Origin of the sequence: Geobacillus sp. PK12 (assembly GCF_004123125.1) — a bacterium.
Taxonomy (GTDB): Bacteria; Bacillota; Bacilli; order Bacillales; family Anoxybacillaceae; genus Geobacillus; species Geobacillus zalihae.
The window spans coordinates 55735-72123 of the sequence record NZ_SDKL01000003.1 but is presented as its reverse complement, the minus strand read 5'-3'; the positions used below and the strand labels follow the sequence as shown (position 1 = coordinate 72123).

The 16389-nt window shown below is 51.4% G+C and carries 13 protein-coding genes and 2 CRISPR repeat arrays; all 13 genes read left to right on the top strand.

Features of this window, described 5'->3' with window-relative positions:
* The first annotated feature begins 96 nt into the window (after window positions 1-96).
* Entirely contained in the window at window positions 97-1548 is a 1452-nt protein-coding gene (locus ETR37_RS02805) for a PTS mannitol transporter subunit IIBC (RefSeq protein ID WP_129446883.1), read from the top strand.
* 6 nt (window positions 1549-1554) lie between these two features.
* On the top strand, window positions 1555-1806 hold the full coding sequence (locus ETR37_RS02800) for a hypothetical protein (RefSeq protein ID WP_129446882.1): 252 nt from the start codon (window positions 1555-1557) through the stop codon (window positions 1804-1806).
* A 16-nt stretch (window positions 1807-1822) separates the two neighbouring features.
* Entirely contained in the window at window positions 1823-3913 is a 2091-nt protein-coding gene (locus ETR37_RS02795; RefSeq protein WP_129446881.1) for a BglG family transcription antiterminator, read from the top strand.
* A 5-nt stretch (window positions 3914-3918) separates the two neighbouring features.
* Window positions 3919-4362 (top strand): PTS mannitol transporter subunit IIA, encoded by a 444-nt coding sequence (locus tag ETR37_RS02790; RefSeq protein ID WP_015375039.1) that lies wholly within the window; start codon window positions 3919-3921, stop codon window positions 4360-4362.
* Entirely contained in the window at window positions 4362-5522 is a 1161-nt protein-coding gene (locus ETR37_RS02785) for a mannitol-1-phosphate 5-dehydrogenase (RefSeq protein WP_129446880.1), read from the top strand. The genes ETR37_RS02790 and ETR37_RS02785 overlap by 1 nt, the downstream gene beginning before the upstream one ends.
* A 181-nt stretch (window positions 5523-5703) precedes the next feature.
* Window positions 5704-6737: direct repeats of the CRISPR family, unit length 30 nt; unit sequence GTTTTTATCGTACCTATGAGGGATTGAAAC.
* Between the two features lie 100 nt (window positions 6738-6837).
* Window positions 6838-7686, top strand: coding sequence for an Rpn family recombination-promoting nuclease/putative transposase (locus ETR37_RS02780; RefSeq protein ID WP_050367358.1), 849 nt, complete (start codon window positions 6838-6840; stop codon window positions 7684-7686).
* A gap of 372 nt (window positions 7687-8058) precedes the next feature.
* Complete coding sequence (locus tag ETR37_RS02775) at window positions 8059-9099, top strand: Bug family tripartite tricarboxylate transporter substrate binding protein (RefSeq protein ID WP_081132908.1); 1041 nt, start codon at window positions 8059-8061, stop codon at window positions 9097-9099.
* Window positions 9100-9151: 52 nt separating this feature from the next.
* The gene (locus ETR37_RS02770; RefSeq protein ID WP_015375035.1) at window positions 9152-9607 is read left to right on the top strand and encodes a tripartite tricarboxylate transporter TctB family protein; all 456 of its coding nucleotides are present in this window, start codon (window positions 9152-9154) and stop codon (window positions 9605-9607) included.
* 13 nt (window positions 9608-9620) lie between these two features.
* On the top strand, window positions 9621-11147 hold the full coding sequence (locus ETR37_RS02765) for a tripartite tricarboxylate transporter permease (RefSeq protein ID WP_081212579.1): 1527 nt from the start codon (window positions 9621-9623) through the stop codon (window positions 11145-11147).
* A gap of 75 nt (window positions 11148-11222) precedes the next feature.
* Window positions 11223-12833, top strand: coding sequence for an ATP-binding protein (locus ETR37_RS02760; RefSeq protein ID WP_129446879.1), 1611 nt, complete (start codon window positions 11223-11225; stop codon window positions 12831-12833).
* A 13-nt stretch (window positions 12834-12846) separates the two neighbouring features.
* Window positions 12847-13539 (top strand): response regulator, encoded by a 693-nt coding sequence (locus ETR37_RS02755; protein ID WP_044743595.1) that lies wholly within the window; start codon window positions 12847-12849, stop codon window positions 13537-13539.
* Between the two features lie 193 nt (window positions 13540-13732).
* Complete coding sequence (locus tag ETR37_RS02750) at window positions 13733-14668, top strand: AEC family transporter (protein WP_129446878.1); 936 nt, start codon at window positions 13733-13735, stop codon at window positions 14666-14668.
* A 182-nt stretch (window positions 14669-14850) separates the two neighbouring features.
* A CRISPR array of direct repeats spans window positions 14851-15145; the repeat unit is 30 nt; unit sequence GTTTTTATCGTACCTATGAGGGATTGAAAC.
* A 174-nt stretch (window positions 15146-15319) separates the two neighbouring features.
* A complete protein-coding gene (locus tag ETR37_RS02745) occupies window positions 15320-16222 on the top strand; it encodes an Rpn family recombination-promoting nuclease/putative transposase (RefSeq protein ID WP_063167339.1) in 903 nt (300 codons plus the stop codon).
* The last annotated feature ends 167 nt before the right edge of the window (window positions 16223-16389 follow it).

The following is a 16389-nucleotide window of genomic DNA, read 5'->3' as shown; positions in this document are numbered from 1 at the left end:
ACCCCCTTGACAAAATCGCGTTTACTTCTCATTGAAGGCCGGTTGTAAGCGTTTTAAGATAAAGGTACAGTCAAGCCAAAAAGGAGGAACAGCTTTATGACGCATACAACCGGAAACGAAACAGGCTTCCGTGTGAAGATTCAGCGGTTTGGCGGTTATTTGAGCGGCATGATTATGCCGAATATCGGGGCGTTTATCGCCTGGGGGCTGATTACCGCCCTGTTTATCCCGACCGGCTGGCTGCCGAACGAGACGTTTGCGAAGCTCGTCGGTCCGATGATTACGTATTTGCTGCCGCTGTTGATTGGCTATACGGGCGGCAAAATGGTGTACGACGTCCGCGGCGGTGTCGTCGGGGCGACGGCGACGATGGGCGTGGTCGTCGGTTCGGAAATCCCGATGTTTTTAGGCGCGATGATCATGGGGCCGCTTGGCGGTTATGTGATCAAAAAGGTAGACGGGCTCTTCCAAGGAAAAGTGAAACAAGGGTTTGAGATGCTCGTCAACAACTTTTCGGCCGGGATCGTCGGCGGCGTGTTGACGCTGCTCGCCTTTAAAGGAGTCGGCCCGGTCATTTCTGTGATCAGTAAAACGTTAGCGGCAGGAGTGGAAAAAATCATTGATTGGCACTTGTTGCCGCTGGCGAACTTGTTCATCGAGCCGGGGAAAGTGCTGTTCTTGAACAATGCGATCAACCATGGAATTTTAAGCCCGCTTGGCGTCGAACAAGCGGCGAAAACCGGAAAATCGATTTTGTTCTTGCTGGAAACGAACCCTGGTCCAGGGTTGGGGATTTTGCTGGCGTATTGGCTGTTTGGCAAGGGGATGGCGAAACAGTCGGCACCAGGGGCTGTGATTATCCACTTCTTAGGCGGGATTCATGAAATTTACTTCCCATACATTCTCATGCGTCCGGTCTTGATTTTAGCGGCGATGGCGGGCGGCGTGAGCGGGGTGTTCACGTTTACCATCCTCAACGCCGGGCTTGTGGCCGTGCCGTCGCCGGGAAGCATTTTCGCCTTGCTGGCGATGACGCCAAAAGGGAATTACTTCGGCGTGCTGGCCGGCGTGTTCGTCGCCGCAGCGGTATCGTTCCTCGTCGCGTCGGTGTTCTTGAAATCGGCGAAACAAAAGGAAGGGGAAGAAGATTTAGCGAAAGCGGCGGAAAAAATGCAACAGTTAAAAGGGAAACAAAGCCAAGTGGCGGCCGCGTTGCAGCAACAAGAGGAAGTGGCAGCGGCGGTGGCGGAACAGGCCGTCCCTGTAAGGGTGAAAAAAATTGTCTTTGCGTGTGATGCGGGAATGGGCTCAAGCGCGATGGGAGCGTCGATTTTGCGCAACAAAGTGCAAAAAGCCGGGCTCGATATCGAAGTGACGAACACGGCGATCAACCAGCTGCCGGCCGATGCCGACATCGTCGTTACCCACCAAAACTTAACCGACCGGGCGAAAGCAAAATTGCCGAACGCCTACCACGTATCGGTTGAAAACTTCTTAAACAGCCCGAAATACGACGAGTTGATCGAGCAATTGAAAAAGAACGCGTAAATCGGCATGAGACGCAGGGGAACGGCGCTCCCCTGCGTTTTGTTTTGCAGCGGCCTGCTGTTTCGGGTCGGTTTTCCGGCCAGCACGGTTTGCTTTGGCGCCGAGAAAGGAACGATGAATGTGAAATTAAAAACTGTCAACAATAACAATGACGAAAACGAAACATCTATTCATTGTCAAATCAAGAAAAAAGCCCTTACAATAAGGATGGAAGAGGCAAAGATTTATTTCAAAAATGTCAATAATGCTGTTCCGTGATGGGAGGTGAACGGCGATGTACGTATCGGCACGGGAGCGGAAGTTGCTTGAACGGTTGTTGGCGGACGATAGGGACATAACAGTCGGCGAATTGGCGGAGGAACTGAATGTCAGCGCCCGCACGGTTCATCGTGATTTGCAAGGTTTGGAATCGGTCTTCCGCCGCTATGGGCTTAAGCTCGCGAAAAGAGCAGGAGTCGGCATCCGCCTCGTCGGGGAAGAGGAAAAGAAGCAGGCGCTGGCCGCAGAGCTGTTTCGCCTTTCTCATCATGAATACACCCCCGAAGAGCGGCAGCTCATGATTTTAATTGCGCTGTTGGAAGCCAACGAGCCAGTGAAACTCGTCACATTGGCCCATGACTTGAACGTCACGGTCGCCACTGTCAGCTTGGATTTGGACAAATTGGAACAAACGGTAGAAGCGTACGGGCTTTCGCTCATCCGCAAGCGTGGATACGGGGTGGAGCTTGCCGGTTCGGAATCGGCGAAACGGCGCTTGATGAGCGACTTGTTGTTCCGCCATGTTGATGAACACGAATTTTTGGCATTGATGAAAGAGACGATCCAAAAACGGACGGACGCTCCGCTTGACACCGTGGCGGAGAAGCTGCTCGGGCTTGTGGACAGAAAAAAGCTCGCTGTCATTGAGCAGCAAATCGAGCAAGTGAAAGAAAAGCTTCCGTTTACGATGGCCGACAGTTCGTACATCGCCTTCGTCGTCCATTTGGCGCTCGCCATGGAGCGCATCAAGCGGGGAGAAGCGATCCACTTCGATCCGCGGGATCTGCAGGCGTTGCAAGCGACGAAAGAATATGAGATCGCGCATGAGCTCGCTGAATCGTTAGAAACAGTCTTTGACGTTGACATCCCTAACGAAGAAGTCGGCTATATGACGATGCACTTGATGGGAGCGAAATGGCGCAGCCGTCAAGGAGCAATGATGGAAGAGCCAAGCTTGGCCGTCGGCATGAAGGCGCAACAACTCATCCGCTTTGTCAGTGATAAGCTCGGCGTTGATTTATCCGCCGACCGTACGTTATACGAAGACCTTGTCGTCCATTTAAAGCCGGCTCTGTATCGCCTCGAACACGGAATGGGGGTCGCCAATCCGCTGCTTGATCCAATCAAACAAGACTATGCGGAGCTGTTCGCCATTGTCTCAGATGGGGCGCGGCAGCTGTTTGGCGGCATTCCGATCCCGGATGAGGAGATTGGCTATTTGGTGCTCCATTTTGCGGCCGCGCTCATGCGGGAGAAAAAAGGCTGGCGGGTGTTAGTCATTTGTTCGAGCGGGCTTGGGACGGCGAAAATTTTAGCGACGAGGCTGAAAAAAGAGATTCCGGACATTGTTTCGCTGGAACAAGCTTCCGCGTTTGAATGGAAAGGAAAAGATGTCAGCGCGTACGATCTCGTCATCTCGACCGTGCCGCTTCCTGAGGAGTATGGGCCGCATATCGTCGTCAGCCCGATGCTGACCGAGGAGGAAGCGCGGAAGATTCGCGAGTGTTTAGAGCGAAAATCGGCCGCTGAAAAGCGGATGAGGAAAGAGTCAACCGCACGGCGAAACAGGCCAGCCATCGACACGATGAAGGCGGTTCGGCGCATCAGCGAGACGATCGTCCACATTTTGGACGGTTTTTCCCTCGAGGTGGTCAAGAGGCGCTCTGTTCATGAAATATTGACGGACGCGTGCCGCCGCCTTGAACGAAGTGGCGTCATTGTCGATGCCGATGTCGTCATCGAGGAGCTGCGGCGCCGCGAGTCGCTTGGCGGGCTTGGCGTCCCTGGCACGACGCTGGCGCTTTACCACGCTCGAAGCTTCGCTGTCCTTCGTCCGTCTCTGACGATGTACCGACTTGATGCGCCGCAAACGGTGCCCGGCATGGACGGGGAGCCGATGGAGATCAACACGGTTGTGCTGCTGCTCGGGCCGTCAGATGCCGATAAGGAGATGCTCGCTGTGTTAAGCGAGGTCAGCTCCTTGCTCGTGAAGGATGAGCAAAGCCTTGCCGTTTTGGCGCATGGCGGCGAGGAAGAAGTGTATTCACTTGTCAGCGCCCATTTGGAGCAATTTTTTGATCATTACTGGACATCAATGAAGGAGTGAAAACGATGGTAACCCATTCGATTTTAAACAAAGAAAACATTGTGCTAAATGCCCAACCCAAAACGAAAGAAGAGGCGATCCGTCTCGCCGGCGAGGTGTTGGTTAAGCAAGGATATGTCGCCCCGGCATATGTTGATGCGATGCTTGAGCGGGAAGAACTGACAACCACGTATATCGGCAACAACGTCGCCATTCCGCACGGAACGGAAGCGGCAAAAGCGCTCGTGAAACAGTCCGGCATTTCGATCGTGCAAGTTCCAGGCGGCGTCGATTTTGGCGGCGGCAACATGGCCACGATCGTGATCGGCATTGCCGGTAAAGACGGCGAACATTTGGACATTCTCTCCCAACTCGCGCTTGTATGTGCGGAAGCGGATCATGTAGAAGCAATGGCGAACGCCAAAACAGAAGAAGAAATTCTTGCGCTGCTCCATGAGGTGAACGGCTGATGCGGGCCGTCCACTTTGGCGCCGGCAACATCGGCCGCGGCTTTATCGGCAGTCTGCTGGCGGCGTCGGGATATAAGGTCGTTTTTGTCGATGTCAACGAACAAATCGTCCGCCTGCTCAAGGAGCGGGGGGAGTATCGCGTCATTGTCGCCGGCGAGCAGCGAGAAGAACAATGGGTGCGCGGCGTCTCGGCGTTGAACAGCCAAACAGAGCGGGAGCAAGTCATCGCGGCGATCGCCGCCGCTGATTTGGTCACGACCGCCGTCGGCCCGCACATTTTGCCGGCCATCGCCCCCCTTGTTGCCGATGGGCTCAAGCAGCGGCTGGCCGCCCGGCAAGCTCCGCTTCATGTCATTGCGTGCGAAAATATGATCGGCGGCACGGAGACGTTGAAGCAGCACGTGTTTGCCCATCTTTCCGAAGCCGAACAACAGCTGGCGGGCGAGTCGGTCGGCTTTCTCAACTGCGCGGTTGACCGCATCGTGCCAAACCAAACGAACGATGATCCGCTGGCGGTGACGGTCGAGCCGTTTTTCGAATGGGCGATTGAAACGCGCAACGTCATCGGCGCGGTTCCGCCGATTCAAGGAGCGCATTTTGTCGCTGACTTAGGGCCGTATATTGAACGAAAGTTATTTACTGTCAACACCGGCCATGCCCTTGCCGCCTACTTAGGCTACCTCAAGCAATACGAAACCGTGCAAGACGCGATGAAAGACAGCGCCATTGGGGCGGATGTCGAACAGGCGCTCAGCGAATCCGGAGCGGTGTTGGTGAAAAAGCACGGTTGGAAGGCAGATGAGCACCGCGCGTATATCGAGACGACGATCGGGCGCTTCATGAACCCGGCGCTGTCCGACGACATCATCCGTGTCGCCCGCTCGCCGATCCGCAAACTTGGGCCGAACGACCGCCTCGTCGCGCCAGCCGTGCAATATTGCGCCTTATTCGGCAACGCCCCGCAAGGCTTGGCTAAAGGAATCGCCGCCCTCCTGCGGTTCGATGATGCCCGCGATGCGGAAGCCGCTGCCCTTCAACAAACAATCGCCCAGCACGGGATCGAAGGCGCGCTTCGGCAATATGCAGGCCTTGAGAGTGGGCACCCGCTTGTGGCGGCGGTGAAGGACGAGTACGGAAGAATGGAGAAAAACAAAAACTGACCGTCTTGCAAATGTCGTCGACCTCCAATCGTGCAAAAATCCCGGGGGATCGACGACAATGTTTTTTTGCGTCAAAATCCTACAACCAACACGGCTCAACAGTATTGACAGAATTTTTGAAACGTGATATTCTGAAAACAGCCAAAAGGGGAAAAGCTTGATTTTATGCGCATTCTTTGGGGTTTTTATCGTACCTATGAGGGATTGAAACATTCTCAGACAGCTATATAGCACCACGGGTTAGTTATTGTTTTTATCGTACCTATGAGGGATTGAAACCCTGGCGACACAGTTCCACGATCTGCTGTTCCACCGTTTTTATCGTACCTATGAGGGATTGAAACATCACTGCAAGCACGCCATTTTTCAAGGCCGTGAAAGTTTTTATCGTACCTATGAGGGATTGAAACAAAAGAAGCCCTCACAGGGCAGTCGGATCATATTCGCGAGTTTTTATCGTACCTATGAGGGATTGAAACAATAGTGATGCGAGCAATTGTAAATCAATTCCGCACGGGTTTTTATCGTACCTATGAGGGATTGAAACGTTGCGGGAACGGCACAATCGCATATGAAGCAATTGAGGTTTTTATCGTACCTATGAGGGATTGAAACATGAGTGTAGTAATCAATGTATCATCATCGCTAAAATCGTTTTTATCGTACCTATGAGGGATTGAAACTCCCAGAAGAGCTTTAACCCAACAGCACAAACTATTGAGGTTTTTATCGTACCTATGAGGGATTGAAACTTCAAATTCATTTATTTTCATTGTCATCCCTCATATCGTTTTTATCGTACCTATGAGGGATTGAAACTAAAATTCAATCCCAATCCTAAACGAACCGGCCGGGTTTTTATCGTACCTATGAGGGATTGAAACAGTACGGCCTGCCCGATTTTATCTAAAGCATCCTCGTTTTTATCGTACCTATGAGGGATTGAAACTCTAAATCGTCAAGCATACGTTGCAAATCCGGTCTTTCGAGTTTTTATCGTACCTATGAGGGATTGAAACTCCATCTAAATCCTCTCCTTTTGTTTCACGTTATCGTTTTTATCGTACCTATGAGGGATTGAAACTGATGTCGCCGACATAGGCGCAAGCATCACCGATAAGTTTTTATCGTACCTATGAGGGATTGAAACCATAAGTAGTTAAATAAAACCCATAGCCGGCTTTTGTTTTTATCGTACCTGCGTGGGACTAAAGCACTATACAGTACAGCACAACTTTTTCTGTTCCCCATGCAGGATTTTCACCCCCTGTTTGCGAATGGATAGAATCGAACACGTTCAAAGAGGGGTGATCGAATGGCCATTGACCATGACCGATTGTTCAAAGAGCTGATTCAAACGTTCTTCGAAGAGTTTCTTCTCCTCTTTTTCCCCGACATCCACGAACACATCGATTTCCGCCATTTGTCCTTTTTGTCCGAAGAACTGTTTACCGATGTCACGGCAGGCGAAAAATACCGCGTCGATCTATTGGTCGAGACGAAGCTGAAAGGGGAAGACGGGCTGATCATTGTTCATGTGGAGAATCAAAGCTACGTGCAACCATCGTTTCCAGAGCGCATGTTTATCTATTTCAGCCGTTTGTTTGAAAAATACCGCACCCGCATCGTTCCGATCGCTGTCTTCAGCTATGAGGCCCTTCGCGAGGAACCGTCCGTGTTCTCAATCGAGTTTCCCTTTGGCGACGTGCTGCAGTTTCGCTTTTTCCCCGTGGAGCTGCGCAAGAAACATTGGCGGGACTACATCCGGCATGACAATCCGATTGCGGCTGCCCTTCTTAGCAAAATGGGGTATACTGAAAGTGAGAAAGTCGAGTTGAAAAAAGAGTTTTTGCGCATGTTGGTGCGATTGGAGCTGGATGAAGCGAGGCAGCGGCTCTTGTTGGGCTTTTTTGAAACATATGTGAAGTTGTCGGAGGAGGAAGAGCAACAACTACAAAGAGAGGTGAGGGCGATGGAAACGAAAGAAAAAGAGCAAGTGTTGGAGCTGATCATTTCCTATGAGCAAAAGGGAAGGAAACAGGGGATAAAACAGGGAATGAAACAGCTGATCCGCAACATGGCGCGCAAAGGAATGAAGGCGGAAGACATTGCTAGGTTGGTGGATCTTCCAGAGCAAGATGTTCGGGAATTGCTTGAAGAGTAGGGGAATCCAATACAAAAGGCGGCCATCTAACGAGGACAGTTGGCGGTGGCAAAAGAGGTAGAGGAAATCACTGATTCGTAAGTGATCGATTGTAGAAAACGGATGATCGTCCGGTCACATGAAAGATGAGGAACGAACGTCAGAAAGTATGCACTGTACCAACGTTTTATGTACCGTCGGCCTTGAAGGCTGGCGGTCTTTTTTTGTTTTGAGACTCCAGCGTTCCGCTAGGTGCTTGATATCAGGTCTGATTATACCTCCATGAACAAAATGCACAAAATTCATTTTATTTTCAAAAACTTCACGCTCATCCCGCGGCATGGTAAGGTTGTGATTGAAAACGTTATCAAAAAACAAGGGGGCAAGGGAGAAATGAAGAAAACGAAATGGTGGGGATTGCTCGCCGCAGGGATGATGACACTGGCTTTGGCGGCCTGTGGGGGCAATGAATCGGCGGGGTCGAAATCATCCGGTTCGAACTCTGGCTCATCGGCCTCAAACTATCCGACGAAGCCGATTACGATTGTTGCTCCGTCTGGGGCGGGCGGCGGTTGGGATTTAACGGCCCGCGCCATTACGAAAGTGCTCGATGAGACGGGGCTCGTCAAACAAACGATGACGGTCGAAAATAAACCGGGCGGCGGCGGGGCGGTCTTTATGGCTGAGTACGCCACCCAGGATGTCAAAAACGATTACAAACTGTTTGTCAACTCGCCGCCGATTATCATCAACAACCTGAAAAAAGAAGGGAACAGCCCGTTCGGCTACAAAGACACAACCCCGCTCGCCCAGTTGACAAAAGACTTTGGCGCGATTGTCGTGAAAGCAGATTCCAAATTTCAGTCGTTGACCCAATTGCTCGATGCCATTAAACAGGACCCGAAATCGGTCACTGTCGCTGGAGGGTCGGCGCCAGGGTCGATGGACCACTTAGTGGCGATTTTGCCGATCTATAAGTCGGGCATCGATCCGAAATCAGTCAAGTATGTTTCGTACGATGGCGGCGGAGAAGCGATGGCGGCGCTGCTTGGCGGCAATGCGGATGTGATTGCGACGGATGCGTCTTCGGTTGGGGAATATTTGAAGGCCGGCAAAGTGCGGGTGTTGGCGGTTTCGGCTCCAGAACGCCTCGGCGGAGTGCTGAAAGACGTGCCGACGATGAAAGAGCTTGGCGTTGATGCCGAGTTTACGATTTGGCGCGGCGTGTTCGGGCCGAAGGAAATGTCTTCGGAAGCAAAAGCGTTTTGGGAAGAGACATTGAAAAAACTGTCTGAGCATGAAAAATGGAAAGAAGAGCTGCAAAAACAAGGTTGGGAAGCAGAGTACCGCAATTCGGAAGAGTTTACGAAATTTTTGCAAGAGCAAGAGCAGCAAGTCGGCGACCTGCTGAAGTCGCTTGGGATGCATAAATAACTCGAGGGGGAAGAGCATTCTTCCCCTTTTTCCAAAAGCGGGAGGGAAAGCGATGAACAAAACGGCTGACCGGATCGCGGCGGTGGCGTTTTTGGCTGTGGGCGCTTTGTTTATGGTGGAAAGTTTGCGCATATCGAAAAGCGCCTACGGCAGCGCTGTCGGGCCGAATGTGTTTCCGTTTTTGCTTGGACTTGTGTTGGTTTTATTAAGCATAAAACTGCTGTTTGAGACAAGAAATTATTCAGGCGCAACAGGGGAGAAACTGCCGCGGCAATATAAAAAGTTTCTTGTCATTTTCATCGCCGCCATTTTCTATGCGGCGTTGCTTGAAACGGTTGGATATGTGATCACGACATTTCTCTTTCTTGTCATCGGCTTTCAAACGATGGAAAAAGGGGCGCTGTGGAAATCGATCGCCATTGCGGCTGGTTTTTCGTTAGGCGTATATGGCCTTTATGTGAAACTGTTGCAAGGAACATTGCCGAGCTGGCCGATTTGGTTCCAATGAAAGGAGGGGCATCATGGACACACTATCGTTTTTGTTTGACGGATTTCAGACGGCGCTTCAGCCGCATAACTTGCTGTTTGCGTTTATCGGGGTGTTGATCGGCACGGCGGTCGGCGTGCTTCCTGGGATCGGACCGATGAGCGGGGTGGCGCTGCTCATTCCGGTGACGGCGTCGATGACATCGGGTTTGAGTCCCGAGCAGGCGGCCGCCAGTTCGATCATTTTGTTGGCCGGCGTCTATTACGGGGCGATGTACGGCGGGTCGACGACGTCAATTTTGTTAAACACGCCCGGGGAATCATCGTCTGTTGTCACGACGCTGGACGGCTACCAAATGGCGCGGCAAGGCCGGGCCGGGGCGGCGCTGGCGATTGCGGCGATCGGCTCGTTTGTGGCGGGGATTGTGTCGCTCATCGGCCTTGTATTATTAGCGGAGCCGCTGTCCAATGTCGCCTTGAAGTTCGGTCCGGCGGAGTATTTTTCGCTTATGCTGCTGGGGCTCGCCGCGGTGAGCGGACTGGCTGGCAAATCGATGACGAAAGCATGGATCATGACAGTGTTCGGCTTGTTGCTTTCCACGATCGGGCTCGACAACGTCTCTGGCGTCGCACGCTTCACGTACAATATTTCCTATTTGTATGGGGGGCTGGAGTTTTTAACCGTAGCGGTCGGGTTGTTTGCGTTGGGAGAAGTGTTTAGAGCGATTCTCCATCGGGAAACGAACGAAGGGGAAATTGCTAAAATCGGGCGCATCTTGCCAACCAAATCGGACTTGAAGGAAAGTGCCGGACCGATCGCCCGCGGGTCGCTGCTCGGATTTTTCATCGGCGTGCTGCCGGGAGCCGGAGCGACGTTGGCCTCATTTTTCTCTTATATTCTTGAAAAGAAAATCAGCAAACATCCAGAAAAATTCGGCCAAGGGACGATCGCCGGCGTCGCGGCGCCCGAGTCGGCGAACAACGGTGCGTCTGGAGGCGCGATGATTCCGCTGTTGACGCTCGGGATTCCGGGGTCCGGGACGACGGCGATTTTGATGGGAGCGCTCATTATGTACAACGTCCAGCCAGGTCCGCTGTTGTTTGATGAACATCCGGCTGTCGCCTGGGGATTGATTGCGAGCATGTTCATTGGAAATGTGATGTTGTTAATTCTCAACATGCCGCTTGTGAAACTATTTGCGAAAATCATCCAAACACCGACGAAGTATTTGTTGCCGCTCATTATCGCCATCTCTGTATTCGGCGTGTATGCGGTGCAAGTGACGACGTTTGATGTGTTTCTGTTGTTGGCATTTGGCTTGCTCGGCTATTGGCTCGCGGAACACGATTACCCGCTCGCGCCTCTTGTATTGGGGCTTGTGCTGGGGCCAATGATTGAAAACAACATGCGCCGGGCGTTGACGGCATCCAACGGGGACTATCTCGTGTTCGTTGAAAAGCCGATTTCGCTCGTCTTGTTGGTCATCGCCTTATTGTGGATTGCCGTGCCGTTTTTCATGAAATTACGAGGAAAAACCGTCATTGTCAATGAAGATATGTAATAATAGAAAGAAAGGCTTTCTTCCTTTAGTGGAGGATGGTCTTTCTTTTCATTTTTCCGTTTGGAGGACAGCACGATGAAACTGCAAACACGGTTGATGATGATCATTTGTTCGCTGCTTTTGTTTGTCATCGTGTTTCTTACGTTTTTATTCCAACATATGTTCGCGGAGACTATCAAACAACAAATCGGCATGCGGGCGCTGAACGTGGCGGAAACCGTCGCGTCCACCCCGCTTGTGCGCGAGGCGTTCCGCGACCCCGATCCGTCCGTGCGCTTGCAGCCGTTTGCCGAATATATTCGCCGAAAGACAGGGGCGGAATACGTCGTCATCGGCAACCGCCAAGGAATCCGCTATGCTCACCCGCTGCCGGACCGGATCGGCAAACCGATGGTCGGGGGCGACAACGGTGAGGTGCTCAAAGGCAAGGCCATTATTTCGGAGGCGGTCGGTTCACTCGGTCCGGCAATCCGCGGAAAAGCGCCGGTTTTGGATGAAAACGGACAGGTGATCGGCATTGTTTCGGTCGGTTTTTTGCTAGAGGATATTCGACAAACGGTGTGGTCATATAGCCTGAAGATTTTTCTCTTCTCTGTTCTTGCCCTTTTGCTCGGAGCGGTGGGGGCCGTGGCGATCGCCAAGGCGGTGAAGAAATCGATTCATGGCCTTGAACCGGAAGAAATCGGTTTGCTCTACCAAGAAAAGCAAGCGATTTTAGAGGCGATTCGCGAAGGAATGGTGGCCATCAATCAAGAGGGAACGATTACAATGGTCAACCGAACGGCACTGAAGCTGCTTGGGTATGAGAACGAACGCGATGTGCTGGGAATGCCGATCTTGCAGCTTATTCCCCACTCGAGGCTGCCTGAAGTCATTCGGACGGGGCAGGCAGAATTTGACGATGAAATGGTGTTAGGGGAAGAAACCGTCATTGCCAACCGCATTCCGATCAAAGACAAGCAAGGGCGTGTGATCGGAGCGGTATCGACGTTTCGAAACAAATCGGAATTGTATCGCTTGACCAAAGAGTTATCGCAGCTTCGCAGTTATGCCGATGCCTTGCGCGCGCAAACGCACGAATTTTCCAACAAGCTGTATTTGATCTCTGGCCTGATTCAACTGGAATCGTATGAGGAAGCGCTTGAACTGATCGCAAAAGAGACCGACTTGCAACAAAACATCGTCCGGTTTGTCATGAAAGAAATTCCGGATCCGATCATCGGCGGTCTGCTGATCGGCAAGTTCAATCGCGCCAACGAGCTGAAAATTGTGTTTGAGATCGATCGGGAAAGCAGTTTCCGTGATGTGCCGCCATGGATGGACCGGGACCATCTAGTAACCATTATTGGAAATGTAGTAGATAACGCCATGGAAGCCGTTCTCCATAACGGAAAGGAAGAGAAACGGGTGGCCGTTTTTTTGACTGACCTTGGCAATGATTTGATTATTGAGGTTGAGGATAACGGATTAGGCATTGACCCAGCTGTAGCGGAACGGATCTACGAGCGCGGCTTTTCAACGAAGGCTGCCGGAGGGCGGGGGTATGGGCTTGATCTAGTGAACCGGGCGTTGACAATGCTCGGGGGGCAAATGACGTATCGATCTGAGCAAGGAGCAGGCACGGTATTTACCATCATGATCCCAAAGCGGCCAGCCCATGTCGGGCGGCAGGACCGCCAAGGCTAGAAGGAGGGAACCGATGTTGCCGATTCGTGTACTGATTATTGAAGACGACCGCCGCATTGCGGAAATCAATCGGCGCTTTGTCGAGAAAGTGAACGGTTATGAAGTGGTCGGCATCGCCACGAACGCTGAAGAGGCAAGGGAATTGACGGAGGTGTTGCGGCCAGACATGTTGTTGCTTGACGTCTATTTTCCCGATATGAACGGCCTTTCGTTTTTGAAATGGGTGCGAGAGCGTTTTTCCGATATCGATATTATTATGATCACCGCAGCACGAGAAGTGGAGGCGCTGAAGCAAGCGCTGCATGGCGGAGTGTTTGATTACATTATCAAGCCGATTATGTTTGACCGATTCGCCGACACATTGCATCGATATAAAGAGTACTATGACAAAATGCAGCGGTGGGTGAAAGAGAAAGAGTGGATTGGCCAAGAAGAGGTTGATGCCTTAATGGGAAGAGAAGTGTCCGTTAAGGAACAGCCTATGTTGCCTAAAGGCATTCAGCCGTTGACCTTAGAAAAAGTGTTGGGGGTTGTGAGACAGTGCGCAGAAGGCATCACCGCTGAAGAAGTGGGGCGGCAAATCGGAACCAGCCGGACGACGGCCCGCCGTTACTTGGAGTATCTCGTCTCCGTCGGCCAGGTGACGGCCGATATTGCCTATGGATCCGTTGGGCGGCCGGAACGAGTTTACAAGAAGAAAATGTAGGTATAGAAGGCCGGTGATTTCGTGAAAAATCACAGAAAATGGACTTTTTTCAAATAGAGAAGTCTTGCAAAATCAACGCTTCTCTTTCGGCCGAAAACAATGGATTCAGCGAAATCAGTTGTTTTTCACCAGCCTTATAGATTTTCAAAAATGAAACATCCATTATATGGAGAAAGAAAGAGAGGAGAGCGTCTTGGCTGTTTTTAGCGGCATTTTATTGCAAGTGATGGTTCCGATGTTATTGATTGTCGGCTTGGGGGCAGGGCTTCACCGCTTCTTTCATCTTGACCTCAATACGTTATCCAAATTGAACATGTACGTCCTGTTGCCGGCAGTCGCATTCATCAACGTGTATGACAGTGAGTTGAATGGAAAGGTGTTGGCGGCCATCTTAGCATTTCTCTTGTTGCAAAACAGCGGACTGATCGTTTTGAGTATGATGATGGCCAAGTTGTTCAAATTAGAACGGAGTTTGTCAGCCGTATTTCAAAACACCATTGTGTTGAACAACTCAGGTAATTTCGGCATCCCGGTCAGTCAGCTTGTATTTCATCAACATCCGCTCGGGGCGACGATTCAAATTATGGTGACGATCTTTCAAAATTTCTTGACGAATACATATGGGGTATATCGGTTCGTATCCGGGAATGGAAAAAGGGAGAAATGGACTGCGGAGATATGGAAAAATCCCGTCCTTCACGCGCTGTTGCTTGGCGTGGTCTGCCGATGGCTCCACGTCCCGATCCCATCATTTTTATGGACGCCGCTTCAGCGGGTCGCCGATGCGTTTTTAGCCATCGCCCTCTTTACGTTGGGAGCGCAAATCGCCTACGCTCGGTTTACTGCCTTGCCGCCGCTTGTGTATGTGAGTGTGTTCGGGCGCTTGATATTGTCGCCGCTGTTGGCTGGGTCTTTGATCTTTCTATTAGGAATGGATGGTGTGACGGCTCAGGCATTGCTCATTGCCAGTTCGTATCCATGTTCACGCAATACGGCGCTGTATGCGCTCGAGTATGACTGCCACCCCGATTACGCCGCCCAGGCAGTGCTGGTGTCGACCTTGTTGAGCGCCATTACCGTGACAGGCACAGTATATGCGGCCCGTCTGCTGTTTCCGATTGGCGGATGAAAACGGGGGCAAGTTGTCGTCGACCTCCAATCGTGCAAAAATCCCGGGGGATCGACGACAATGTTTTTTTGCGTCAAACTCCTACAGCCAACGCGGCTAGACCGTATTGACAGAATTTTTGAAACGTGATATTCTGAAAACAGCTCAGAGAGAAAAAGCTTGATTTGATGCGTATGGTTTGGGTTTTTATCGTACCTATGAGGGATTGAAACAAATACACCTTTCATTATTACCATCTCCTTATTTCTGTTTTTATCGTACCTATGAGGGATTGAAACACCAGCAGCGCTCCCACATGGAGGTATACGCACAGTTTTTATCGTACCTATGAGGGATTGAAACCTTCGTGTTTTAAGATAAACAATCGCTCTGGTTTTGGTTTTTATCGTACCTATGAGGGATTGAAACAAAATCGTGTACCGATGGAACCCGTCAACGATGATGAACGTTTTTATCGTACCCATGAGGAACTGAAACTGTCTCCTGCCACAGCTGAACCACCGCTGAGTTCAGCTTGTTTTACCGCTCGACATAGGAAAAGGACAAATGCGAAATGGCACATGCCAAAAAAACGCGGGGGGAAACAAGAAGGAATTCGGCCGCGAAGGGCGAATACAGTACGGTGAATCCGACATTGCAGGGAGGGAAAACGTGGCGAAGAAGCGAATTGACCATGACCGGTTGTTCAAAGAGCTGCTGTCGACATTTTTTGAGGAGTTTTTGCTTCTTTTCTTTCCCGACGTGTACGAGTACATTGACGTTCACCATCTCTCTTTCCTCTCCGAGGAACTGTTCACCGATGTGACGGCCGGAGAGAAGCACCGCGTCGACTTGTTGGTCGAAACAAAGGTGAAAGGGGAAGACGGGCTCGTCATTGTCCATGTCGAGCATCAAAGCTACACCCAGCGGACCTTCCCCGAGCGAATGTTCCTCTACTTCAGCCGCTTGTTTCAAAAATACCGCCGCCGCATTCTCCCGATCGCCATCTTCAGCTATGACGAACAATACGACGAACCTTCCTCATTGGTCATGCAGTTTCCGTTTTTGACCGTTCTTGACTTCCGCTTTTTGACGGTGGAGCTATGCAAACTGCCGTGGCGCGCGTACATCCGCCATGCCAACCCTGTCGCCGCTGCCTTGCTAAGCAAAATGGGGTATAATGAAGATGAGAAAGTCGACGTGAAAAAGGAATTTTTGCGCATGCTCGTCCGCCTTGAGCTGGATGAAGCGAAACAGCGGCTGTTGTTCGGTTTTTTCGAGACGTATTTGCGGTTATCCGAAGAGGAGGAAATCCAACTGCGACACGAGGTGAGCCAAATGGAGACGAAGGAAGCAAAGCGTGTGATGGAACTCATCGTCTCATACGAACAGCGGGGGATGGAAAAGGGAATCCAACAAGGAATCGAACAGGGGATGAAGCAAGGACGCCAACAAGGGATCGAGGAAGGGAAGCTCGACGTGGTGAAGAGAATGCTGGCGAAAGGGTACGATGTCGACACGATTCACGAACTGACTGGGCTGCCGGTCGAGACGATTGAAAAGGTGAGGCAGTAAGTCGGATGCCCCCTGGCTAGAGCGAACGTCGCCGCCCGCAATGGCGTCAAATCCCTCATAAAGGGCGGCGGCCGTCTTGTTAGAGCCTTCGGACGTTTCGTTCCCAGGGGAGGTTTTTGGAAACGCCGTGTTTTGGGAACTTTTTCGATTTATGAACGGCGTTTTTC